Genomic DNA, 23288 nt, shown 5'->3' on the forward strand with positions numbered 1-23288 from the left:
TGCCGCGCCAGCCTTGTCGGCGGTACGGACTAGAGTCGCAGCCGTGACAGCTACGACCCCGCGCCTGCTTCTCGTCGACGGACACTCCCTGGCCTACCGGGCGTTCTTCGCCCTGCCGGTGGAAAATTTCTCCACCACGACCGGGCAGCCGACGAACGCGGTCTACGGCTTCACCTCAATGTTGATCAACGTGTTGCGCGACGAGCAGCCGACCCACATCGTCGTCGCCTTCGACGTCTCCCGCCGGTCCTTCCGCACCGAGAAGTACGCGGAGTACAAGGCGGGTCGCAGCGAGACCCCGACCGATTTCAAGGGCCAGGTCAGCCTGGTGAAGGAGATCCTGGCAGCGCTGCGCGTCCCGGTGGTGGAGAAGGAGGGCTACGAGGCCGACGACGTCATCGCCACGCTGGCCTGCCAGGCCCGCGACCAGGGCATGCCGGTGCTGATCTGCACCGGCGACCGGGACGCCTTCCAGCTCGTCGACGAGCACATCACTGTGCTCTACCCGCGCAAGGGCGTCTCCGACCTGGCCCGGATGGACCCGGCTGCGGTCGAGGCGAAGTATGGCGTCACCCCCGGCCGCTACCGCGACCTGGCCGCCCTCGTCGGCGAGACCAGCGACAACCTCCCCGGCATCCCCGGCGTCGGCCCGAAGACCGCCGCGAAATGGATCAACACGTACGGCGGGGTGGACGGCGTCATCGCCCGCGCCGACGAGATCAAGGGCAAGGCCGGCGACAGTCTCCGGGAACGGCTCGCCGATGTGATCCGCAACTACGAGATCAACCAGCTGGTCGCCGACCTGGAGTTGCCGCTGCGTCCCGAGGACGCCCGCTGGCAGGGATGGGACCGCGAGGCGGTGCACCAGGTCTTCGACACCCTTCAGTTCCGCATCCTGCGGGACCGCCTCTACCAGTACCTCGAAGCGGTCGAGCCGGAGGCGGAGTCGGGCTTCGACCTGGCCGGCGAGGTGCTGTCCGCGCCCGGCGCGCTCGTGGGTTGGCTGGAGACGCACGCGCCGGCCGGCACCGGCGTCGGCGTCGCGGTCAAGCTCGACACCGGCCCGAATCGCCGGCACACCGCAAGTGTCACTGGCATGGCCCTGGCCACCGCCGACGGTGCGGCGGCCTGGTTCGACCCGGGCCAGCTGGAGGCCGGCGACGAGGCGGCGCTGGCGGCGTGGCTGGCCGACGAGACCCGGCCCAAGGTGCTGCACGACAGCAAACCGGCCGTGCTCGCCTTCGCCGCGCACGGCTGGGATCTCGCCGGCATCGCCCGCGACACGCAGATCGCCGCCTACCTGGCCCGCCCCGATCAGCGGTCCTACGACCTCACCGACCTGGCGCTGCGCTACCTGCACCGGGAACTGCGGGTCGACGCCCCCGAGACCGGGCAGCTGACTCTCGACGGGCTCGGCGGCGACAGCGAGGCCGAGCAGAACCTGATGCTGCACGCCCGGGCCACCCTCGACCTGGCCGACGCGATCGACGCGGAGCTGTCCCGCGACGGGGAGCAGTCGGCCCGGCTGATGGCCGGGGTCGAGCTGCCGCTGATGCGGGTGCTGGCGCAGCTGGAGCGCACCGGCATCGCCGCCGACACCGACTACCTGACGGAGTTGGAGGCGCACTTCGCAGCCGAGGTGAAGGCCGCCGCGCAGGGTGCGTACGAGGCGGTGGGGCGGGAGTTCAACCTCGGCTCACCCAAGCAGTTACAGGAGATCCTCTTCGGCGAGCTGAATCTGCCCAAGACCAAGCGGATCAAGACGGGTTACACCACCGACGCGGACGCGTTGCAGTGGCTCTACGCGCAGAACCCGCACCCGGTGCTGGCCCACCTGCTGCGGCACCGCGACGTGGCGAAGCTCAAGTCGACGGTGGACGGGCTGCTCAAGTCGGTCTCCGACGACGGGCGCATCCACACCACCTTCAACCAGACGGTGGCCGCCACCGGCCGGCTCTCCTCCACCGAGCCCAACCTGCAGAACATCCCCATCCGCACCGAGGAGGGGCGACGGATCCGCCGTGCCTTCGTGGTGGGGGAGGGCTTCGAGTGTCTGCTCACCGCCGACTACAGCCAGATCGAGATGCGGATCATGGCGCACCTGTCGGCCGACGACGCGCTGATCCAGGCGTTCAACTCCGGCGCCGACTTCCACGCCGCGACGGCCTCGTCGGTCTTCACGGTGCCGCTCGCCGAGGTCACCCCGGACCAGCGGCGCAAGATCAAGGCGATGAACTACGGCTTGGCGTACGGGCTCAGCGCCTTCGGCCTGTCCCAGCAGCTCGGCATCAGCGCCGAGGAGGCACGCGGGTTGATGGAGAACTACTTCGCCGGGTTCGGCGGGGTACGCGACTACCTGCAGGAGGTGGTCGCCCGGGCTCGCCAGGACGGCTACACCTCCACCATCCTCGGCCGTCGGCGGTATCTGCCCGACCTGGTCAGCGACAACCGGCAGCGTCGGGAGATGGCCGAGCGGATGGCGCTCAACGCCCCGATCCAGGGCTCCGCGGCGGACATCATCAAGGTCGCCATGCTGCACGTCGACACCGCATTGCGGGACGCCGGCCTGCGTTCCCGGATGCTGTTGCAGGTGCATGACGAGCTGGTCTTCGAGGTCGCGCCGGGAGAACGGACGGTGCTTGAGGAACTGGTCCGGCGCGAGATGGGTGGGGCGTACCCGCTGTCAGTGCCGTTGGAGGTGTCGGTGGGCGACGGCCGCGACTGGAACAGCGCCGACCACTGAGTGACGAGCCAGCGCGGTTCCCTCCACAGGGGACACATTTTCGCGTAGCGGCTGTTAGGCTCCCCCCAAGTTTGATCACGGGGAGGAATCTTTGTTACGAATGTCTCGGGTGCTCGGCATGCTCGCGGTGGTAGTGGCGTTCGCCGTTGCCGCGCCCACCGCCGCGCACGCGGCCGATCCGGCACCGTTGGCGCTGTGTGCGTACCCGACGAACACGATCGTCACGAACTTCCCACAGGGCAGTTCGTTGGGTGCGTCGAGCAAGTATCCGGACGGGCCGCGTACCTGCACGTACCACTCGAAGCGGGCGGTCTCCTACTACTGCCTCGGCAACTATCACAGCGAGACGTACATCCATCTCATCAACAACCCGAACGGCGCCCGTACGATCAACTACGCGGTGTGCGACGGCACCCTGCGTACGCTCGGCTCGGCCAGGTACCCGGCCGGTAACGGGCCGTACCACGTCCACTGGCATGTCGAGACCGGGTCGTTCACGGGCTCGTACATGAAGATCGCCTGACCGCTCGCAGTACCGGGGTCACGACCGGCTCGCTTTGAGCGGGTCGTGGCCCCAGTTCATCAGGGACCAACGCCATTTCGTGTCCTGTACGTCGCCGGAGGGCCGCTGCGCCAGGTGGCGGTGCACGTACCCGATGACCTTGCGCATGTGTGTGTAGTCGGCGGCGCTCAGCTGGCCCCGTTTCCGGCGGAGCAGCTCAATGATTCGCCGACCGGATTCGTGACCCACTGACTCGCCACCGCCGGACCGGCCACCCTTGTGCCAGCCGACCTGCTTGGACTCGTCGGTTTCCAGCCACTTCGACAACTCGCCGGGCTTCATGTTCACCGCCTCGGTGAACTCCCGGTAGGTCTGGTCCGGGTCGTCACGACTGCTCACGGCGCAGCACCTCCGGACGGTGGGCCACGTCCCGACCCGAGTCGTCGTTGCGGATGCGGTACTGCGGCTGCTCCGGTGACGCGTTCACGGGGTGCCCGCGTACGTGGGTCCGTTCGGTCAGCTTCTCCTTGACCACACCGTGGGCCCGGCCGCTGTGGCTGGCCCAGGAGACGTGGTCACCCTTGCGGAACTCCTGGTCGGCCATGGTGTTCGGGTACCCGGGGGCGGTCGGTGAAAACGCCGCCGTCGGGTCACGTGCACGGTCGGGGCTATGGAGTGAGGTCGCGGACCGGAAGTTTGATCTCGAAAGGCTCGGTCAGCTCGATCAGCTCCGCGCTGTCGGCGACGAGTTCGTACTGCCGTTCCCCGCCCGGCCCGATCCGGTCGCCGAGGCGGTACGCGTACACGTGCACCGGGTTCAGCTCGACGCGCCAGTAGAAGGGGATGCCGGCGGCGGCGTACTCGCCCGGCTTGGCGAACCGGTCGACGCGGCGGGTACCCGGCGAGACGACCTCGACGGCCAGCACGACGTCCGCTGGTCGCAGCCGGGACCGGTCGGCGGGCAGTCCGGCGCGGCAGAGCAGCACGTCCGGTTGTCGGCTGGTGTTGTGGCTGAGCCCGACGCCGATCGCCTGGGCGGCACGCAGGTGCGCTGGCGCGTGGGATCGCAACCACGACGTCAGCAGGAATGAGATGTCCTGATGGCCCAGGGTGGGGGAGGGTGTCACGTGGATGACTCCGTCGACGAGTTCGACGCGGGGGGCGTCGTCCGGCAGGGCGAGCAGGTCCTCCAGCGTGTAGTCCGCACGCTGCTGCCGCATCGGGTCCGGACACCAGGGGCCAGGTGATGTCGGGATGGGCTCGGCGCTCATGTGGTGAGCGTAACGCCACCCGGGGACGACGGCGTCGCACTGACCGTCCGGCACGGCGTCGTTCCTCAGCGGGCCGGTTTCTCGGTGACGAAGATGGCGGTGCCGGGAAACAGTCGGCCGCGCAACGGGCTCCACTGCCCCCAGATCCCCTCGTGTCCCTCCGGCCACTCCGGTTCCACCAGGTCCAGCAGCCGGAACCCGGCACCTACCAGCTCGCGTACCCGGTCGCCGAGGGTGCGGTGCTGCTCGACGTAGCTGGCCCGGCCGTGTTCGTCCAGTTCCACGTACGGCCGGGTGTCGAAGTACGAGTGCACGGCGGTCAACCCGCCCTCCCCGGGATCGTCGAGGAAGATCCAGCGCATCGGGTGGGTGACCGAGAAGACCCACCGGCCGCCGGGACGCAGCACCCGGTGCACCTGGCGCATCAGTGCCGCCGAGTCCTCGACGAACGGGACCGCGCCGAACGCCGTGCAGGCGATGTCGAAGGTCTGGTCGGCGAAGGGCAACGCCAGCGCGTCGGTCTGCGCCAGCGGCACGCGTACCCCGCTGCGGGCGTTGGCCTGTGTCGCGTGCCGCAACATGCCGGCGGACAGGTCCACCGCGACCGGCCGGGCCCCCTGGGTGGCCAGCCAGCGGGAGCAGGAGGCGGCACCGCAGCCGACCTCCAGCACCTGCCGCCCGGTCACCTCGCCGAGCAGCCCGGCGTCGGCCTCGCGCAGCCCCTCCGGACACCAGACGAAGTCCACGTCGCCCAGGAAGCTGCCGTGTTCGGCCTGGTACGCGTCGGCGTCGGCGTCCCACCAGCGCCGGTTGGCGGTGCGTGCCTCGGCATCACCGACCCGACGCCGGGTCACCCGGTCCTCGTCGTCCACCAGGCCACGCTAGGCCCTCACTGCGGTGGGGCCGGCGGCGGCCCGTCGCCCCCGCGGCATCTCTGGTCGAAATCTCCGCTTTCGCTGCTGGTGCGCCGATGAGTAGACGGGAGGGCTTGCACGCTGTGGTAATGCAGCAGGTAGGGTAGACGATGCGCTCGCGGATCGTGTGCCTCGGCAGGGAGCAGGTGCGCGGTCGACGGAGTCACATCAAGATCTCGTTCAGCGATATCCAGGTGGGCCCGCCGACGGATCCGTTGGCGCGCACAGGTCACCGCGACACCAGCCTGCTGTGACACACCATCCGACCGGAGCAACCGCCCACATGACGAGCAGCATCGAGGCCCCCTCGAGCGCCACCAAGGTCACCGTCGACGATCTCGGCTCTGAGGAGGCTTTCCTCGCCGCGATCGACGAGACCATCAAGTACTTCAACGACGGCGACATTGTCGAAGGCACCGTCGTCAAGGTCGATCGGGACGAGGTCCTGCTCGACATCGGCTACAAGACCGAGGGTGTCATTCCCTCTCGGGAGTTGTCGATCAAGCACGACGTGGACCCGGCAGAGGTCGTCTCGGTGGGCGACCACATCGAGGCCCTTGTCCTTCAGAAGGAGGACAAGGAGGGCCGGCTGATCCTCTCCAAGAAGCGGGCGCAGTACGAGCGGGCCTGGGGCACGATCGAGAAGATCAAGGACGAGGACGGCGTCGTCCGCGGTTCCGTCATCGAGGTGGTCAAGGGTGGCCTCATCCTCGACATCGGGCTGCGTGGCTTCCTGCCGGCCTCCCTGGTCGAGATGCGTCGGGTGCGCGACCTGCAGCCGTACGTCGGCCGCGAGCTCGAAGCCAAGATCATCGAGCTGGACAAGAACCGCAACAACGTGGTGCTGTCCCGCCGGGCCTGGCTGGAGCAGACGCAGTCCGAGGTGCGTACCGAGTTCCTCAACAAGCTCCAGAAGGGGCAGGTCCGCAAGGGCGTCGTCTCCTCGATCGTCAACTTCGGCGCCTTCGTCGACCTGGGCGGCGTGGACGGCCTGGTGCACGTCTCCGAGCTGTCCTGGAAGCACATCGACCACCCGTCCGAGGTCGTCGAGGTGGGCCAGGAGGTCGAGGTCGAGGTCCTGGACGTCGACCTGGACCGCGAGCGGGTCTCGCTGTCGCTGAAGGCGACCCAGGAAGACCCGTGGCGTCAGTTCGCCCGCACCCACGCGATCCAGCAGATCGTGCCGGGTAAGGTCACCAAGCTGGTGCCGTTCGGCGCCTTCGTCCGGGTGGACGATGGCATCGAGGGTCTGGTCCACATCTCCGAGCTGGCCGAGCGGCACGTGGAGATCCCCGAGCAGGTCGTTCAGGTCGGCTCCGAGGTCATGGTCAAGGTCATCGACATCGACCTGGAGCGTCGCCGGATCTCGCTCTCGCTCAAGCAGGCCAACGAGGGCTTCGTCGAGGGCGAGGAGCACTTCGACCCGACCCTCTACGGCATGGCCGCGACCTACGACACCGAGGGCAACTACATCTACCCGGAGGGCTTCGACCCGGAGACGGGCGAGTGGCTCGAGGGGTACGACAAGCAGCGCGAGACCTGGGAAAACCAGTACGCCGAGGCGCGGCAGCGCTGGGAGGCGCACCAGAAGCAGGTGCAGACCTCCCGGGCCGCCGAGGCCGAGGCCGCTGCCAACCCGCAGCCCGCCCCCACGGGCGGCGGCACCACCACCTCGACCAGCGCGGCCCCGAGCCGGCAGGCCGAGGAGCCGGCGGGCACGCTGGCCACCGACGAGGCGCTCGCCGCACTGCGGGAGAAGCTCGCCGGCGGCAAGTGAATCTGCGGCACGTCCAGTCGCGGGGTGTCTGACGCCGCGCCGCGACCTGGATCTGTCGGTTGACAACGGAGGGCCCCGCCCCGACCCGGAACACCCGGGTCGGGGCGGGGCCCTCCTCATCCCCGTTGATCATGAAGTTGGCGGCAGTAGTCGATCAACAAGTGCCGCCACCTCATGATCAACGCTGGGGCGGGCGGGGTGGGGGTTGGCGGGGGTGGGGTGATCGGGTTGACTGGTGCCGTGTTGAGGGTGGGGTTGACCGGCGGGATCGGTTCGGGCAAGAGCGCGGTGGCGGCACGACTTGTCGAGCGGGGTGCCGTGCTCATCGACGCCGATCAGCTCGCCCGGGAGGTCGTCGCACCCGGTACCGAGGGGCTCGCCGAGGTGGTCGCCACCTTCTCCGACCGGGTGTTGGACGCCGACGGGGCGCTGGACCGGGCTGCCCTGGGTGACCTGGTCTTCGCCGACGAACCGGCCCGACGCAGGCTGGAGGCGATCATCCATGGCCGGGTCCGGGCCCGTACCGTCGAACTGACCGCCGCCGCCTCGCCGGACGCCGTGGTGGTCAACGATGTCCCGTTGCTGGCCGAGGTGGGACTGGCGCCCGCGTACCACCTGGTGGTCGTGGTGCAGACCGGGGTCCACATCCGGCTGGCGCGGCTGGCGCGCGACCGGGGGATGAGCCGGGCAGAGGCGCAGCGTCGGATCGCCGCCCAGGCCGACGACGCCCGCCGCGCGGCGGTGGCGGACGTGCTGCTGACCAACGAGGGCACCCTCGACGAACTGCACGAGTCGGTTGACGCGCTCTGGCGCGACCGGCTGGTGCCCTTCGAGACCAACGTCCGTCATCGGCGGGCGGTGCGACTTCACCAGGTCAGGCTGGCCGATCCCGACCCGACCTGGCCGAGACAGTACGCCCGGCTGGCGGACCGGATCCGGCACGCCATCGCCCCGGCCGACCTGCGGATCGATCACATCGGTTCGACCGCCGTCGCCGGCCTGGCCGCCAAGGACGTCATCGACATTCAGCTAAGCGTGCCGTCCCTCGCCGAGGCCGACGGTGTGTTGGCCGAGCGGCTGGCCGACGCCGGTTTCCCGCGGTTGCCGGGCGAGTGGTGGGACAGTCCCCGACCGGCCGGCAGCGGCCAGTGGGCGAAGCGGCTGCACGGCAGCGCGGACCCGGCCCGCCCCGTCCACCTGCACGTGCGGGTGACCGGTTCGCCGGGCTGGCGGTACGCCCTGCTGATGCGCGATCACCTACGGGCCGATCCCGACCAGCGGGCCGCGTACCTGGTGCTCAAGCGGGAACTGGCCGCGTCCGCGCCGGACAGCGGCGCGTACGCCACGGCGAAGGACCCGTGGTTCGACGAGGAGCACCTCCGGGCGGAGGAGTGGGCCGCCCGCACCGGTTGGCATCCCTGACGGTTCGTCGGGGTCGCATGGGAGGGCGTCCGATGGCCCGGTCAACGCTGCCGCGGCGGCGTCAGCCGTGGCACCCGGCCCGGGGCCAGGTCGAGCTGCGCCCAGGCGCCCGCCCGCGTCGGCAGTTCCAGCCGGCGCAGCATCCCGGACCGGTCGACCCAGTAGCGCAGCGGCCCGCGGGCCGTGTCGACCTGCACCACGTCGACAGTGGTGCCGGCGAGGGTGTCGCCGCGTAGCCGTCGCGCGCTGCCCTGGACGCCGGTGCGCTGTGCGGCCTGGAGCGCGGCAGCCACCAGCGGGTCGAGAGCCTGCGTGCGGTGCGGTCCCGCCCGCCAGCCGGCGGCCGGCGGCGGCAGCGGCGGACGCGCCGAGTCGCCGGTGCCGTCGATCCGGGTGACCTTGCGGCCGTGGTGGCGGACCAGGGTGCGTCGACCGTCCGCGTCGAGGTCGGTGACGCCGAGGTAGGCGCTGCCCGACTTCCAGCTCAGCCAACCGCTGCCACGTAGGTTGGTGGCGGTGGAGACGGGCATGGTCAGGGTGGCCGTTGCCCCGCCGGCGGTGCGCAGGCGGGCCGGCAGCCGGCGCCAGCGGTCCCGCTCGGTGGCGGTCAGGGCGCGGGGCAGGCCGGGTCGGCCGCCGAGCGCCTCGACCGGCCGCAACGTCGGTCGGTCCGCCCGGTTCAGGACCACCGTGACGGGTCCGATTCCGGCGAGGTCGGCCTGTACCCGGTGCAGCCGGCCGGCCCGGTCCAGCCAGTAGCGGACCGGGGCGGCGGCGTCGGCCGGGGCAGCGGGTTCGCGGCTCGGCGACGCACCGGAGCCCGGCGTCGACACCTCCAGCACGTCGACCGGCTCACCGTTGAGGTGTTCCCGGTCCAGCCAGCGGCCGACCCAGCCGTCCACCTCGTCGGGCCGGTCGGCGGCGAGCGCGAAGATCATCCCGAGTAGCGGATCGAGCCCCCGGTCCGCGGGTAGCCGCCAACCGTCGGCCGGTGGCACCAGCGGCGGCATGGCCGGCGTCGGTACCGCCGTCGGGTCGGGCCTGATCACCAGCACGGTGGGAGTGGCCTGGGCCAGACCGCGCGACGGGCCTGCGCCGGGGCCACCCACGTCGAGATAGGCCAGCCCCCGGGACCAGTCGACCCAGCCGAGCAGGTCGGTGCGGGCGGCACCAGCACCGGCGGTGACGTGCAACCCGGCGCGCAGCTCGCGATAGTTGGTCACCCGCATGACGGCCAGGCGCTCCCGTTCGGCCGTGGTCAGGTCCCGTGGCGGCGGCCCGTCCGGCGTCCAGCTGACCAACGTGGTCACCAGCATCACGGCGGAGAGCACCGCGGTGAGGGTCAACCCGGCGAGGGTGAGACGACGTCGGCGGTTGGCCGCGCGCCGTGGGCCGTCGGCCCCGGTGGCCGCCCCGGCCAGGTCCTCCTCGTCGGCGCGGTTGCCGGCGGCCAGGTCGAGCAGCCCGCCGGAGACCACTGCCCGGCGGATGCCCGGCCGTGACTGCGGTGTCCGGCCGGCCGTCTCGGTGCTGCCCAGGTGGAGGACCGCGGGTGGCACGATGCCGGCGCGGTGGCGGCGGTTGGGCGCGCGGCGGCGGTCGGACGGCGGTCGTGAGTTGTTCTCCACGGGAGGATGAACGGCCCGGAGCATGCCGGGGTGACGAGCAGGGGCGCTCGCGGCGGCCGGTCAGCGCGATCCGCGCGACCACGTCCGGTGCGCACGCCAGGCATGCCGGGTGCTGCGACCCTCGGTGCCGGGGGCGGCGTGGCCTGTGCGGCCCGCCACCGGCCCGGTCGGCCGCCGCGAGCGGCCTACAGGAAAAGCGTAGCCGGGTGAGAAGAACCACACAATGCGAATATCGAAGCCGATCAGGTGCCGCACGTAGTCGTCCGAAAGGTGGGGCGGGTCCGCCGACGCGGCCCGCCGGCCGCGCCGAGCCGAACAGCGCCCCCACCGTTGTCGACCTGGCGGTCCGCCGGGTCGCCGGGGGCCGGAAGGGGCCTGGCTGTCATAGCCCCGGCGTACCGTTGACGTCATGGCGCTCGACATACCCCGGCTCGACGGCCGTTTCCAGGTCATAAGTGATTTTCAGCCGGCCGGTGACCAGCCGGCGGCGATCGACGACCTGGAGCGGCGGGTGCGTCGCGGCGACCGGCACACGGTTCTGCTGGGCGCGACCGGCACCGGCAAGAGCGCCACGACGGCCTGGCTGATCGAGCGGCTGCAACGCCCCACGCTGGTGCTGGCACCCAACAAGACGCTTTGCGCCCAGCTGGCGAAGGAGTTCAGCGAGCTGCTGCCGGACAACGCGGTGGAGTATTTCGTCTCCTACTACGACTACTACCAGCCCGAGGCGTACATCCCGCAGACCGACACGTACATCGAGAAGGACTCTTCGATCAACGAGGAGGTCGAACGGCTGCGGCACTCCGCGACGATGTCGCTGCTCACCCGCCGCGACGTGGTGGTGGTCGCGACCGTCTCGGCGATCTACGGGTTGGGCACCCCGGAGGAGTACCTCGACCGCGCGGTACGGGTGGCCGTCGGCCAGGACCTCGACCGGGACCAACTGTTGCGCCGTCTGGTCGACATCCAGTACACCCGCAACGACATGGCCTTCCAGCGGGGCACCTTCCGGGTCCGCGGCGACACCCTGGAGATCATTCCGGCGTACGAGGAACTCGCCGTGCGCATCGAGCTCTTCGGTGACGAGGTGGAGAAGCTCTACTACCTCAACCCGTTGACCGGTGACGTGGTGCGTGAGGTGGACCATCTGCTGATCTTCCCGGCGACGCACTACGCGGCCGGCCCGGAGCGGATGGAACGGGCGGTCCGCGACATCGAGGCGGAGTTGGGCGAGCGGCTGGCCGAGCTGGAACGGCAGGGCAAGCTGTTGGAGGCGCAGCGGCTGCGGATGCGCACCACCTACGACATCGAGATGATGCGGCAGGTGGGCTTCTGCTCGGGCATCGAGAACTATTCGATGCACATCGACGGCCGGCTGCCCGGCAGCCCGCCGCACTGCCTGCTGGACTACTTCCCCGACGACTTCCTCACCGTGGTCGACGAGTCGCACGTGACGATTCCCCAGATCGGCGGCATGTACGAAGGGGACGCCTCGCGCAAGCGGATGCTTATCGATCACGGGTTCCGGCTGCCCAGCGCCGCCGACAACCGGCCGCTGCGGTTCGACGAGTTCCTGGAGCGGGTCGGCCAGATGGTCTTCCTGTCGGCGACCCCCGGCCCGTGGGAGCTGGAGCACGCCCAGGGCGAGTTCGTGGAGCAGGTGATCCGCCCAACGGGTCTGGTCGACCCGGAGGTGGTCGTCAAGCCGACCCGCGGGCAGATCGACGACCTGATGCACGAGATCAAGCTGCGGACCGAGCGCGACGAACGGGTGCTTGTCACCACGCTGACCAAGAAGATGGCCGAGGATCTGTCCGACTATCTGCTGGAGAACGGCATCCGGGTGCGTTATCTGCACTCCGAGGTCGACACCCTGCGCCGGGTGGAGCTGCTGCGCGAGTTGCGTCGGGGCGACTACGACGTGCTGGTCGGCATCAATCTGCTGCGCGAGGGCCTCGACCTGCCCGAGGTGTCGCTGGTGGCGATCCTGGACGCGGACAAGGAAGGCTTCCTGCGCAGCGGCCGGTCGTTGATCCAGACCATCGGCCGGGCGGCCCGTAACGTCTCCGGCCAGGTGCACATGTACGCGGACAAGATCACCCCGTCGATGGCCGACGCGATCGAGGAGACGAACCGGCGGCGGGCCAAGCAGATCGCCCACAACGAGGCGCACGGAGTCAGCCCGGAGCCGCTGCGCAAGAAGATCCACGACATTCTCGACGACATCTACCGTGAGGCGGAGGACACCGAGGCGACCCGGGTCGGCGGTGCGGTGCGGCAGCTGTCGCGCGGCAAGGCGCCGGTCAAGGAGACCCGCAGCCGAGCTCGGGGCGGCACCGCCACCCCGGCCCGCGAGGGCATGGCGCGGGCCGAGCTGGCGCAGCTCATCCAGGAGCTCAACGACCAGATGCTGGCCGCCGCGCGGGACTTGCAGTTCGAGCTGGCCGCCCGGATCCGCGACGAGGTCGCCGACCTCAAGAAGGAGTTGCGGGGGATGGACGCCGCCGGCGTGCGGTAGGCGCCGCCAGCCGGGCAATCCACATCCTACGGTGGGGCAATAGCGGAATGCGAGCGTCCTATTGCGCTAAGTGATCGCCCTGCGTACTCTCCCTCGGTGGGGAGGCAGGGATGCCGTTGCCAACAAGTCCGGTCATTCGACGTGCGCGACTGGGCGCCGAGTTGCGTCAGCTACGCCGACGGGAGGCGCTGACGCTGGAACAGGTGTGTGAGCGACTCGGTTGGGCGTCCACCTCCAAGCTGTCCCGCATCGAGCTGGGGCAGAGCCGGCCCGACCTGGCCGACGTGCTCGACCTGCTCGACGTCTATGAGGTGCCGTCGTTGCAGCGCGACGCCCTGATCGTGATCGCCCGGGACGCGGCGACCAGCCGGGGCTGGTGGAAGTCCCTGGGGGAGATGAGCGAGCGGCAGCGCACGTACGCCGAGTTGGAGGCCGGGGCGGCGGGCATCGTGGAGTACCAGCCGGTGATCGTGCCCGGGCTGCTGCAGACCCCGGCGTACGCCCGGCTGCGCATCGTCGCCGGTCAGCTCATCGACCCCACGGTGGACGTGGAGGCCGACCTGCGGGCCCGGGCCGCCCGGCAGGCGGTGCTGCGTCGTGTCGAACCGCCCCGCTACACGGCGCTGGTCACCGAGGTGGCCTGCGAGCCGGGCGACGACCCGGTGGAGGTGTGGCGCGAGCAGGTGGGGCAGCTGCTCGAACTGGCCGCCCTGCCGCACGTGACGATCCGGCTGCTGCAGGTCGGTGCGGGCCGGCGCCCGCTGCCGCTGACCCCGTTCTCCTGCTACTCCTTCCCAGACCCGGCGGACCCGCGCACGGTGATGCTGGAGGCGTTGACCACCGATGTGCGGCTGACCACCGCGACCGACGTCGACCGGTACGAACGGATGACCGACTGTCTGCTGGAGACGGCGTTGCCGGAGGAGGAGACGGTGCGGCTGCTGTCCCGCCGGCTCGACGGATGACGAACTGCACCTGCCACCCATCACAGGGGGCGGCAGGTCCACACACGGTCGTGGCGTCGGGACCGGACCCGGCGCCCCCGAAGCCGTCGGGGCCGGTGCCGACGCGAGACGCACGATAGGTGGACGGTGTGACACTTTCTCGGTTCGGTGCGTGGTGATGATCCGGTGTCGGTCACGCGGGTACGTCGACGAAGTGTTCGACTCGCGGTGGCGCGGCGAAGTGCGGACCGATCAACTCCCGCCAACCGGCGAAACGCTCCGTCGCCCGGAAGTTCTGCTCGTGTGCCTCGACCGTGTCCCACTCGACCAGCAGCACGAAACGGGAGGGTGACTCCAGGCCCCGGGTCATGCGTACCGAGCGGCAGCCGGGCGTGCCGGCGAGCAACGGGCGCCCCTGGGCGTACGCGGCGGCGAACGCCTCCTCGTGACCGGGAATGACATCGATGAGCGCAACCTCAAGGACCATGCCGGCAGCCTTCCACATCGCTGCCGGCACCATGCCGGCTGGCCGGCATCTCCGTCCACCGTCTCCTGCGCGGGGCCATCACCCACCCCGGTAACCCATCCTCCTAGGATGCCCAAAGGGGGTGGGGCACCCACCTCACCCGACAGGGCGTACCGTGTGCCGGTTGCTGGGTGGCGACCGGAGGAATGAGACTGTGAACGTGTCCGGACTGGTGTGGGCGGCGACGCTCGCAGCCCTGACCACGGTCCTCGTGGTGGACCTGCTCATCATCGGGCGCCGGCCGCACGAGCCGAGCGTGCGGGAGTCGAGCCTCTGGGTCGCCTTCTACGTCGGATTGGCCCTGCTGTTCGGCGGCGGACTGTGGCTCACCGCCGGGGCGAGCGTGGCGGGGCAGTTCTACACCGGCTGGCTGACCGAGTACAGCCTCTCGGTGGACAACCTCTTCGTCTTTGTGATCATCATGGCCCGCTTCGGGGTGCCCCGGCAGTACCAGCAGAAGGTGCTGCTCGTCGGCATCGTCCTCGCGCTCGTCATGCGGGGTGGTTTCATCGCCGCGGGGGCGGCATTGATCTCGCAGTTCACCTGGGTGTTCTACGTCTTCGGGGCGTTCCTGATCTACACCGCTATCAACCTGGCCCGGCAGGGCGAGTCGAGCGAGGAGGAGTTCACCGAGAACGTCCTCATCCGCTGGAGCCGGCGGGCGCTGCCCATCTCCCGGGGCTACGAAGGCGCCCGGCTGACCGTACGGGAGAACGGCCGGCGGATGTTCACGCCGATGCTCATCGTCATGATCGCCATCGGCACCACCGACCTGATCTTCGCGCTCGACTCGATTCCGGCGATCTTCGGGATCACCCAGGAGCCGTACCTCGTCTTCACCGCCAACGTGTTCGCACTGATGGGGCTGCGGCAGCTCTACTTCCTGCTCGGTGGGCTGCTCAACCGGTTGATCTATCTGAGCCACGGACTCGCGGTGGTGCTCGGTTTCATCGGGGTGAAGCTGATCCTGGAGGCGCTGGCGGAGAACAATCTCCCGTTCGTCAACGGTGGCGAACACGTCGGCTGGGCACCACACATCCCGATCTGGCTGTCCCTGCTGATCATCCTGGGCACCCTGGCGGTGGCCACGGCGGCGAGCCTGATCAGGTCCTCGCGGGACCGGCGACGCGAGTTGGCCGAGTCCCGCCGCTGAGCCGGCTTCGAGCCGCACCGGGCAGGGTGGCGTCCGAGGGCTGCGTCATGCGTCCGAGGGCTGCGTCATTAGGACTGCCGGGCGGCGGCGAGGCCGGCGACCCACGCCCCGACGTCGGCGGGTGAGCCGAGCGCCGGGGCGTCCACCGGCCGGACCGCGCCGGGGCGACTCCACCGGGCAGCGACGGCGACTCGGCTCACCGCCTCGGTGCCCGGCCGCACGATCACCCCGGTCGGTCGCACCCCCGTTGCTCGGACCATAGGGCGAACCACCACGACCATCAATTCGTCAGTCTGGATTCTTACGGCGACCGTCCCGGCACCGCCGGGCCACGGACCGGTGCCGGCCGGCTCTAGCCACTCCGCGATCGGGCGACGGGTGCCTGTGGCGACGATCAACGGGTACGGCACCCTGTACGCGAGGGGGCGACATGATTGGTGAGCGAGCGACGGCATCGGGCTGGACACTCGTCGGTGCACCCAACGCACGGGACCTCGGTGGACTGATCGGTGCCGAAGGCCGGCGGGTGCGACCCGGACGGCTGATCCGTACCCCGGCGTTGGGTCGGCTGACCGACGATGACCTGCCGGTGCTGGCGAAGCTCGGACCGGCCTGCGTGGTGGACCTCCGAGCCGAGTCCGAGGTGTCGGTGGCGCCACCGGACCGGCTGACCGGCGAGCCGACCGTGGTGCACCTGCCGGTGCACGACCCGGCGCATCCGGTCTTCACGTACGTCTCGGCCGTGCTGCTCGGCCACGACCTGAGCGAGTACGCGGAGCTGGCGCGGCAGGGGACACCGGCGGCGATGGCAGCGATCTACCGCTGGTTCGTCACGGGCGCCGCGGCCCGGGAGGGCTTCGCCGCGGCGGTCCGGCTGGCGGCCGACGAACGCAACGTTCCGCTGGTGTACCACTGCTCGGCGGGCAAGGACCGCACCGGTTGGCTGACGGTGGTGCTGCTGCACGCCCTCGGGGTGGACGAGGCCGCGATCCGAGCCGACTACCTGGCCCACAACCCGTTGACGGAGAGCCTGCGCGAGGTGCTCGTCGATGCGATGCGCCAGCGTCACCCGGGGCTGGACGAGACGGCGGTCCGGCCGGTGCTGGAGGTCCGCCCGGAATACCTCGACGCCGCGTACGAGCAGGTGCGGCAGGTACACGGGTCGTTCGGGGCGTACCTGCGCGACGGCCTGGGGATCACCGAGGAGACGGTGGCGGCGTTGCGGGGGAACCTGCTGGAGTGAGCGCGGTGAGGTCGTGACGGGCCTGCCACACCTCGCGGGAGATGTCGGCCACCAACTGGTTGGCGTCGACGTCGGCCTGAGCGTTGGTCTGGTCGTCGTCGACGGTGGTGCAGACGACGAGCAGGTAGGGCGCGGCGTCGTCGGGGTAGACCACCGCCGCGCCGTGCCGTACGCCGCGTACCCAGCCGTTCTTGTGGGCGAGCCGGATGCCGGGCGGCAGCCCTTCGGCGACATCCTGACGGATCTGCTGGGCGCAGAGCACGTCCAGCATGGCGGCGCAGCCGGCGGGTGAGGCGATCGGGCCGGGGCGGTTGGCGCCGGTGGCGACGGCACCGAGCAGCGCGGCCAGGTCGGCGGCGGTGACCAGGTTGGTGATCTGGGCATCGCGGGCGGCGAAGTCCTCGATCCCGCGCCCGGTGACGCTGTGCCGGGCACCGGCCAGTCGCCAGACCTCGGCCACCGCCGGCAGCCCGACGTGTTCGATGACCAGGTTGGTGGCGAGGTTGCTGGAGCGGACGATCATCCGCTCGGCGAGCCAGCGCAGCGACGCCCGTCCCTCCAGCCGGTCCCACACGGCCTCGTCGTTGTCGTACGCCCGCCGGCAGGAGTACGGCGGGGCATCCGGCCGGGCGGAGGTGAACCGGTTGACGACCTCGACCGGGGCGTCCGGGTCGAGGTGGCCGGCCTCGGCAGCGCGGTGCAGCGCGGCGAGCACGGCCAGTTTCATCGTGCTCGCCGCGTAATGGGTGGCCTCGGCGTGCCGGGTCCAGGTGGGTGGGGCACCGAGGGGCCCCACGTACACCGAGATCGTGCCGGGCTCCCGGTCCAGCCGCGCGTGGAGGTCGCCTGCGGCCATCGCGCGTCTCAGCCGGCGTGCTTGCGGCGGGCGGCGGTGCGGGCCCGCTGGGTCTGGTCGAGCACGACCTTGCGGATGCGGACGGCGGCCGGGGTCACCTCGACGCACTCGTCCTCGCGGCAGAACTCCAGTGCCTGCTCCAGCGAGAGCTTGCGCGGCGGGATCAGCTTCTCGGTCTCCTCCGAGGTGGAGGAGCGCATGTTGGTGAGCTTCTTCTCCTTGGTGATGTTGACGTCCATGTCGTCGGAGCGGGAGTTCTCCCCGACGATCATGCCCTCGTACACCTCGGTGCCGGGCTCGACGAAGAGCGTGCCGCGCTCCTGGAGGTTCATCATGGCGAACGCGGTGGCGGCGCCGGAGCGGTCGGCGACCAGTGAGCCGTTGTTGCGGGTCCGCAGCTCGCCGAACCACGGCTCGTACGACTCGAAGACGTGGTGCAGGATGCCGGTGCCCCGGGTCTCGGTGAGGAACTCGGTACGGAAGCCGATCAGACCGCGGGCCGGTACCAGCCACTCCATCCGGATCCAGCCGGTGCCGTGGTTGACCAGCTGCTCCATCCGGCCCTTGCGGGTGGCCAGCAGCTGGGTGATCGCGCCGAGGTACTCGTCGGGCGCGTCGATGGTGAGCCGTTCCACGGGTTCGCAGGTGCGCCCGTCGATCTCCCGGGTGACCACCTGGGGCTTGCCCACGGTCAGCTCGTAGGACTCGCGGCGCATCTGCTCCACCAGGATGGCCAGGGCCAGCTCGCCCCGGCCCTGCACCTCCCAGGCGTCTGGTCGCTCGGTGGGCAGCACCCGCAGCGACACGTTGCCGACGAGTTCCTTGTCCAGGCGGTCCTTGACCATCCGGGCGGTCACCTTGGCGCCCTTGACCCGGCCGACCAGTGGCGAGTTGTTGGTGCCGATGGTCATGGAGATCGCCGGCTCGTCGACGGTGATCAGCGGCAGCGGGACCGGGTTCTCGGCGTCGGCGAGGGTCTCACCGATCATGATCTCGGGGATGCCGGCGACCGCGATGATGTCGCCCGGGCCGGCGCTGTCGGCGGGCTTGCGCTCCAGGCCCTCGGTCATCAGCAGCTCGGAGATGCGGACCCGCTGGGTGCTGCCGTCGGTGCGGCACCAGGCCACCGACTGGCCCTTGGCGATGGTGCCCTGCCGCACCCGGCACAGCGCGAGGCGGCCGAGGAACGGGGAGGCGTCCAGGTTGGTGACGTGCGCCTGCAGCGGGGCGCTCTCGTCGTACGCGGGCGGTGGGATGGTGTCGAGCAGGGTGCGGAACAGCGGCTCCAGGCTGTGGCTGTCGTCCGGCACCGAACCGTCGGCGGGCTGGGTGAGGGAGGCGATGCCGTCGCGGGCGCAGGCGTAGACGATCGGGAAGTCGATCTGCTCCTCGTCGGCGTCGAGGTCGAGGAAGAGTTCGTAGGTGTCGTCGACGACCTCCTTGATCCGGGCGTCCGGGCGGTCCACCTTGTTGATCACCAGGATGATCGGCATACGGGCCTTGAGGGCCTTGCGGAGCACGAAGCGGGTCTGCGGCAGCGGCCCTTCGCTGGCGTCCACCAGCAGCACCACACCGTCGACCATGGTCAGGCCGCGCTCCACCTCGCCGCCGAAGTCGGCGTGACCGGGAGTGTCGATGATGTTGATGGTGACCGGGTCGGAGCCGTCCGCCGGCAGGTAGCGCACGCCGGTGTTCTTGGCCAGGATGGTGATGCCCTTTTCGCGTTCGAGGTCCATCGAGTCCATCACCCGCTCGGTCACCTCGCCCCGGGCGCCGTAGGCGCCGGACTGCCGCAACATGGCGTCGACCAGGGTGGTCTTGCCGTGGTCGACGTGAGCGATGATGGCGACGTTGCGGAGGTCGGTGCGAAGCTGCATGAGCTCCATCCTCCCGCCTGCGCGGGAGCCGCGTGGCGTCGGGGTCACCGGAGGGCGGGGCCGCGCGGTGACAGAGGGCACTGTCACACTTGCAGGGCAGTTCTGCCGAGGTGATCCGGGGGCGCCGTGCACGATCTGCTCAGTTCGGTGCAGAGCCTGCCGCCGTGGCTGATCTACGTGGTGGCGGCGCTGGTCGTGGCCGCCGAGACGGCACTGATCATCGGGCTGGTCGCGCCCGGTGAGGCGACTCTGCTGCTGGTGGGCTTCCTCACGTACACCGGCACGCTGCGGTTCGTACCGGCGTTGCTGGTGATGATCGCCGCCGCCGCGCTGGGCGACGCGTTGGCGTTCCGCGCCGGTCGGCGCTACGGGCCCCGGCTGCGGGCCAGCAGGTGGGGTGCCCGGGTGGGGCCGGAGCGGTGGGCCCGCGCCGACGCGATGCTCGACCGGATGGGTGGGCGAGGTGTGCTGACCGCCCGCTGGGTGGCGTTCGCCCGCACGCTGGTGCCTCGACTGGCCGGTGCGGCCGGTATGCCGTACCGCCGGTTCGCGCCGTGGAACCTTGCCGGGGTGAGCACCTGGGTGGGTGCCTCGGTGCTCGTCGGGCATCTGGCCGGGGAGTCGTACGAGACGGTCTCCCGGCTGCTGGGCCGGGCCACCGGAGCGGTGCTGGTGCTGGTGGCCGCGTTGGTCGCGGTGGTGCTGGCCGGTCGCTGGCTGGGCCGAAACCCCGATCCGGCCCGGGCGTTGCTGACCCGGGCGGCCCGGCTGCCGCCGCTGCGGTGGCTGTCGGCCCGCTACGGGCTGCTGTTCTTCCTGCTGAGCCTGCGCCTCGGGCCGGCATGGGCGTTGCTGGCGAACCTGGCCGTCGGGGTGGTGCTGCTCTTCGTGGTGGCGTTGGTGATCGCGTGGGTCCTGCGGGTGGTGGTCCGGCACAGCGGGTTGGCTCTGGTCGACGGGGCGATCGCGAGCTGGTTCGCGGCGCGGCGTACGCCCGATGCGGTGGAGGCCACCCAGGCGGCGGTGTCGCTGCTGCGTGGCTCGTCGCTGATCGTGATGGTGGCGGTGGTCGCCCTGATCCAGGCGTGGCGGCAACGACCCTGGCGGGCGGACCTGCTCAGTGTGGTCGGCACGGTCGGCGCATTCGTGCCGCTGGTGGTGCTGGCGGCCGTGGCGGACCTGGCCGCCGGTGGTCGGGTGGTGCTGTTCTCAACCCAGAACGTCGTGGTGACGGCGAGCCTGTGCACCCTGGCGTGGCTGTTGTCGCGAGGTGCCCGGTGGCCGGTGGCGGTGGCCGCGTGGACCGTGGCGGCGGCCGGTGTGGTCACCATCGGCGGCGCCCGGCTGTATCTGGGGTTGAGTACGGCCAGCGGCACGGTCGGCGCGGTGCTGCTCGGTGCCGCCTGGACGGCGGTGTTCATGGTCGCCTGGGCCACCCGGGACCGTGCGGTGACGGGCGGTCGGTCCGCCGTCGGGTGAGGCCGGAGACCGCGTCCTGGATGAACCAGCGTTTCGGGCAGAGCTACGACGTCTGGGACTACCGGGACAACGCCTACCTCGGTAGCACCTACCTGGCCTGGCTGACCAAGTACATCGGCGACATGTACTTCGACGCCGACTACCGGCTCGACGCCGACCTGTGCACCTCGGAGCTGAACTCGTGCCTGTTGAACGCGATCATCGCGGCCTACAACTACGGGCACGGGGCGGTGGCCCGGGAGGGGGAGCCGCTGACCATCCCGAACCCGAGCTACGTGCGCAACGTCCGGGCGCTGATGTCGGAGTGCGTCTGCCTCGGGTTCTGACCGTCGGTGACCCGGCCGGGCCACCAGAAGCGTTCCCCGAGCAGGAACGCCAGGGCCGGGACGACCACCGTGCGGACCAGCAGGGTGTCCAGCAGCACGCCGAGGCAGACGATGATCCCGATCTGGGTCAGGGTGATCAGCGGTAGCACGCCGAGGACGGCGAAGACGGCGGCCAGCAGGATCCCGGCGCTGGTGATCACGCCGCCGGTCACTCGCAGCGCGGAGAGCATGCCCTCGCGGGTGCCGGCGGTGCGGGCGTCCTCGCGGGCGCGGGTGACCAGGAAGATGTTGTAGTCCACGCCGAGCGCCACCAGGAAGACGAACGCCAGCAGCGGCACGGTGGTGTCCAGGGCGGGGAAACCGAGCACGTGGTCGAAGAGCAGCCAGGCGCCGCCGAGGCTGGCGAAGTAGGACGCGACGACGGTGACCACGAGCAGCACCGGGGCGAGCAGGCCGCGTAGCAGCAGGACCAGCACGGCACCGACCAGGAGCAGGATCAGCGGCAGGATGACGCGTAGGTCCTCCGCGTCGGCCGCCGACGCGTCGTACGTGCCGGCCACGGTGCCGCCGACGATGGCGCCGGCCGGGGTGTCGCCGCCGGCCGGGGCGGGCGGCGCGGAGTCGGGTACGGCGGCGACCGCGTCCCGCAGGGCCTCCAGCGTCCGGTCGGAGGCGGTGGTGCCGGGCTCGGCCTCGAGGACCACGTCGACCTGGGCGACGGTGGGGCCGGCGGTGCCGGGACGGGCGGAGGCGACCCCGGGCACCTCGGCGGCGGCCGCGGTGACCGCCGGTACGGTGTCGGGTCGGGTCATCACCGCGACCGGCTGGGTGGTGCCGGCGGGGAAGGCGCGGGCGAGGGTCTCTGCTCCGGCGACCGCTTCGGGCTGTACCCGGAACTGCTCGGTCTCCGACAGCCCGGTCCGCAGGCCGAGGCCGCCCAGGGCAAGCGCGGCCAGCAGCAGCGTGGCCAGGACCGCGACGGGCACCGGTCGGCGGATCACGGCGGCGCCGAGCCGGCCCCAGACCCGGCCCTCCCGACCTTCGCTGCCGACGTGCGGTACGAACGGCCAGAACAGGCGCCGCCCGAGCAGCACCAGCGCGGCCGGCAGCACGAGCAGCGCCGACGCCATGGCCAGGAGGATGCCGGTGGCGCAGGCGACGGCGAGGGCCCGGTTGAGTTCCCGCTCGCTGAGCAGCAGGGTGAGCACCCCGAGCATGACGGTGCCGCCGCTGGCGAGGATCGGTTCGGCGGTGCGGCGCAACGCGGCGCGCATGGCGGCGAAGCGGTCCGCCTCGCGGCGCAGTTCCTCCCGATAGCGGGCGATCAACAGCAGGGCGTAGTTGGTGGCGGCGCCGAAAACGAGGACGCTGGCGATGCCGGAGACGGCACCGCCGGCGAAATTGATGCCGACGGCGGGGATCACCGTGTCGAGGGCCCGCAGGGCGACCTGTTCGGTTGCGGCCACGACGGCCAGGGGCACCATCCACAGCAGCGGGCTGCGGTAGGTGACGAGCAGCAGCAGCGCGACCACGGCGGCGGTGACGGCGAGCAGGGTGGTGTCGGCGCCCTCGAAGACCTTGGTGAGGTCGGCGGTGAAGGCCGGCGGGCCGGTCACCTCGACGGTCAGTTCGGCCGGCAGCGCCGTCAGCGCCTCGCGGACCTCGGCGACGGTGGCGGCCACCGCTTCCTGACCACCCTCGGTGCTCAACGGCACGGCGACCAGGGCGACGGTGCCGTCGGGGGACAGTTGCGGCGGCGCGACCTGACCGCCGACGGTGAACCCGCTCAGGGCGCCGGTGCCGGTGGTGACGGCGGTGCGGTCGGCGTCGGTCAACGGCGCGCGGTCGTCACGGGTGACCACGACGATGGCCGGCTGGACGTCGCTGGCGGGTAGTTCGTCCTGCAACCGCTCGACCTGGGTGGATTGCCAGCGGTCGGACAGGCCGGTGGCGGAGACGGGTGCCGGGTTGTCGGGGGTCGGCAACCAGAAGACGGCCGCGCCCACGGCGAGCGCCGCGAGGATGGTGAACCAGGCGTTCAGGCGACCGCCCGCCACGCGGGTGAACACGGACATCAGGACCCCCAGGCAAAAGTATCTAGACAGCCGA

General features: G+C 70.8%; 19 protein-coding genes and 1 pseudogene. 10 read left to right on the forward strand and 10 right to left on the reverse strand.

What is annotated here, in order from left to right; translation table 11 throughout:
- Nucleotides 1-43: 43 nt before the first annotated feature.
- On the forward strand, nt 44-2743 hold the full coding sequence (gene polA, locus Vse01_RS05115; protein ID WP_093401487.1) for a DNA polymerase I: 2700 nt from the start codon (nt 44-46) through the stop codon (nt 2741-2743).
- A 118-nt stretch (nt 2744-2861) separates the two neighbouring features.
- The gene (locus tag Vse01_RS05120; RefSeq protein WP_139233064.1) at nt 2862-3266 is read left to right on the forward strand and encodes a hypothetical protein; all 405 of its coding nucleotides are present in this window, start codon (nt 2862-2864) and stop codon (nt 3264-3266) included.
- Nucleotides 3267-3284: 18 nt separating this feature from the next.
- On the opposite strand, the gene Vse01_RS05125 is transcribed toward Vse01_RS05120, so the two are convergent.
- The 4 genes from Vse01_RS05125 to Vse01_RS05140 form a co-directional block, all read right to left on the reverse strand.
- Nucleotides 3285-3644: a DUF3140 domain-containing protein gene (locus Vse01_RS05125; protein ID WP_093401485.1), complete on the reverse strand. Its 360-nt coding sequence runs from the start codon at nt 3642-3644 to the stop codon at nt 3285-3287.
- Complete coding sequence (locus tag Vse01_RS05130; protein WP_093401484.1) at nt 3631-3849, reverse strand: hypervirulence associated TUDOR domain-containing protein; 219 nt, start codon at nt 3847-3849, stop codon at nt 3631-3633. The genes Vse01_RS05125 and Vse01_RS05130 overlap by 14 nt, the downstream gene beginning before the upstream one ends.
- Before the next feature lie 64 nt (nt 3850-3913).
- A complete protein-coding gene (locus Vse01_RS05135) occupies nt 3914-4516 on the reverse strand; it encodes a Uma2 family endonuclease (RefSeq protein ID WP_373870637.1) in 603 nt (200 codons plus the stop codon).
- Between the two features lie 65 nt (nt 4517-4581).
- The gene (locus Vse01_RS05140; RefSeq protein WP_093401482.1) at nt 4582-5388 is read right to left on the reverse strand and encodes a class I SAM-dependent methyltransferase; all 807 of its coding nucleotides are present in this window, start codon (nt 5386-5388) and stop codon (nt 4582-4584) included.
- A 325-nt stretch (nt 5389-5713) separates the two neighbouring features.
- Between Vse01_RS05140 and rpsA the strand changes: the two genes are divergently transcribed.
- A complete protein-coding gene (rpsA, locus tag Vse01_RS05145) occupies nt 5714-7207 on the forward strand; it encodes a 30S ribosomal protein S1 (protein WP_093401481.1) in 1494 nt (497 codons plus the stop codon).
- Nucleotides 7208-7447: 240 nt separating this feature from the next.
- Nucleotides 7448-8629 carry a dephospho-CoA kinase gene (gene coaE, locus Vse01_RS05150; protein ID WP_093401614.1) on the forward strand — a complete coding sequence of 394 codons (1182 nt, stop codon included), beginning with the start codon at nt 7448-7450 and terminating at the stop codon, nt 8627-8629.
- A 41-nt stretch (nt 8630-8670) separates the two neighbouring features.
- Here the strand turns inward: coaE and Vse01_RS05155 are convergent, their stop codons facing one another.
- Nucleotides 8671-10257, reverse strand: a complete 1587-nt coding sequence (locus tag Vse01_RS05155) for a hypothetical protein (RefSeq protein WP_093401480.1) — start codon at nt 10255-10257, stop codon at nt 8671-8673.
- Between the two features lie 409 nt (nt 10258-10666).
- Here Vse01_RS05155 and uvrB point away from each other — a divergent pair, with 409 nt between their 5' ends.
- Complete coding sequence (gene uvrB / locus Vse01_RS05160) at nt 10667-12775, forward strand: excinuclease ABC subunit UvrB (protein ID WP_093401479.1); 2109 nt, start codon at nt 10667-10669, stop codon at nt 12773-12775.
- A gap of 110 nt (nt 12776-12885) precedes the next feature.
- Nucleotides 12886-13740 (forward strand): helix-turn-helix domain-containing protein, encoded by an 855-nt coding sequence (locus tag Vse01_RS05165; protein ID WP_093401478.1) that lies wholly within the window; start codon nt 12886-12888, stop codon nt 13738-13740.
- Nucleotides 13741-13912: 172 nt separating this feature from the next.
- Here Vse01_RS05165 and Vse01_RS05170 read toward each other — a convergent pair whose 3' ends face one another.
- Complete coding sequence (locus Vse01_RS05170; RefSeq protein ID WP_093401613.1) at nt 13913-14206, reverse strand: antibiotic biosynthesis monooxygenase family protein; 294 nt, start codon at nt 14204-14206, stop codon at nt 13913-13915.
- Between the two features lie 193 nt (nt 14207-14399).
- Between Vse01_RS05170 and Vse01_RS05175 the strand changes: the two genes are divergently transcribed.
- On the forward strand, nt 14400-15398 hold the full coding sequence (locus Vse01_RS05175) for a TerC family protein (RefSeq protein WP_093401477.1): 999 nt from the start codon (nt 14400-14402) through the stop codon (nt 15396-15398).
- A gap of 68 nt (nt 15399-15466) precedes the next feature.
- On the opposite strand, the gene Vse01_RS05180 is transcribed toward Vse01_RS05175, so the two are convergent.
- Nucleotides 15467-15658 carry a hypothetical protein gene (locus Vse01_RS05180; protein WP_093401476.1) on the reverse strand — a complete coding sequence of 64 codons (192 nt, stop codon included), beginning with the start codon at nt 15656-15658 and terminating at the stop codon, nt 15467-15469.
- Between the two features lie 170 nt (nt 15659-15828).
- Here Vse01_RS05180 and Vse01_RS05185 point away from each other — a divergent pair, with 170 nt between their 5' ends.
- A complete protein-coding gene (locus Vse01_RS05185; RefSeq protein ID WP_093401475.1) occupies nt 15829-16641 on the forward strand; it encodes a tyrosine-protein phosphatase in 813 nt (270 codons plus the stop codon).
- Here Vse01_RS05185 and Vse01_RS05190 read toward each other — a convergent pair.
- Nucleotides 16595-17497 (reverse strand): serine hydrolase, encoded by a 903-nt coding sequence (locus Vse01_RS05190; protein ID WP_093401474.1) that lies wholly within the window; start codon nt 17495-17497, stop codon nt 16595-16597. The genes Vse01_RS05185 and Vse01_RS05190 overlap by 47 nt on opposite strands.
- Nucleotides 17498-17505: 8 nt before the next feature.
- Nucleotides 17506-19374 (reverse strand): translational GTPase TypA, encoded by a 1869-nt coding sequence (gene typA, locus Vse01_RS05195; protein ID WP_093401612.1) that lies wholly within the window; start codon nt 19372-19374, stop codon nt 17506-17508.
- 126 nt (nt 19375-19500) lie between these two features.
- On the opposite strand from typA, the gene Vse01_RS05200 reads away from it, so the two are divergent.
- On the forward strand, nt 19501-20853 hold the full coding sequence (locus tag Vse01_RS05200) for a DedA family protein (protein WP_093401473.1): 1353 nt from the start codon (nt 19501-19503) through the stop codon (nt 20851-20853).
- Nucleotides 20850-21179 (forward strand): annotated as a pseudogene (locus tag Vse01_RS05205) (transglycosylase SLT domain-containing protein); the annotation flags it as partial. The gene Vse01_RS05200 and the pseudogene Vse01_RS05205, both read left to right, overlap by 4 nt.
- On the opposite strand, the gene Vse01_RS05210 reads toward Vse01_RS05205, so the two are convergent.
- Nucleotides 21125-23254, reverse strand: coding sequence for an MMPL family transporter (locus Vse01_RS05210; protein WP_093401472.1), 2130 nt, complete (start codon nt 23252-23254; stop codon nt 21125-21127). The pseudogene Vse01_RS05205 and the gene Vse01_RS05210 overlap by 55 nt on opposite strands.
- Between the last annotated feature and the right edge of the window lie 34 nt (nt 23255-23288).

Origin of the sequence: Micromonospora sediminimaris, assembly GCF_016863575.1 — a bacterium.
Taxonomy (GTDB): Bacteria; Actinomycetota; Actinomycetes; order Mycobacteriales; family Micromonosporaceae; genus Micromonospora; species Micromonospora sediminimaris.

Coding starts and splice junctions, on each gene's coding strand:
- Vse01_RS05120 (WP_139233064.1), top strand. CDS start 2,862: ATGCTCGCGGTGGTAGTGGCGTTCGCCGTTGCCGCGCCCACCGCCGCG.
- Vse01_RS05130 (WP_093401484.1), bottom strand. CDS start 3,849: ATGGCCGACCAGGAGTTCCGCAAGGGTGACCACGTCTCCTGGGCCAGC.
- Vse01_RS05135 (WP_373870637.1), bottom strand. CDS start 4,516: ATGAGCGCCGAGCCCATCCCGACATCACCTGGCCCCTGGTGTCCGGAC.
- rpsA (WP_093401481.1), top strand. CDS start 5,714: ATGACGAGCAGCATCGAGGCCCCCTCGAGCGCCACCAAGGTCACCGTC.
- uvrB (WP_093401479.1), top strand. CDS start 10,667: ATGGCGCTCGACATACCCCGGCTCGACGGCCGTTTCCAGGTCATAAGT.
- Vse01_RS05165 (WP_093401478.1), top strand. CDS start 12,886: ATGCCGTTGCCAACAAGTCCGGTCATTCGACGTGCGCGACTGGGCGCC.
- Vse01_RS05170 (WP_093401613.1), bottom strand. CDS start 14,206: ATGGTCCTTGAGGTTGCGCTCATCGATGTCATTCCCGGTCACGAGGAG.
- Vse01_RS05180 (WP_093401476.1), bottom strand. CDS start 15,658: ATGGTCCGAGCAACGGGGGTGCGACCGACCGGGGTGATCGTGCGGCCG.
- Vse01_RS05185 (WP_093401475.1), top strand. CDS start 15,829: ATGATTGGTGAGCGAGCGACGGCATCGGGCTGGACACTCGTCGGTGCA.
- Vse01_RS05190 (WP_093401474.1), bottom strand. CDS start 17,497: ATGGCCGCAGGCGACCTCCACGCGCGGCTGGACCGGGAGCCCGGCACG.
- typA (WP_093401612.1), bottom strand. CDS start 19,374: ATGCAGCTTCGCACCGACCTCCGCAACGTCGCCATCATCGCTCACGTC.
- Vse01_RS05210 (WP_093401472.1), bottom strand. CDS start 23,254: ATGTCCGTGTTCACCCGCGTGGCGGGCGGTCGCCTGAACGCCTGGTTC.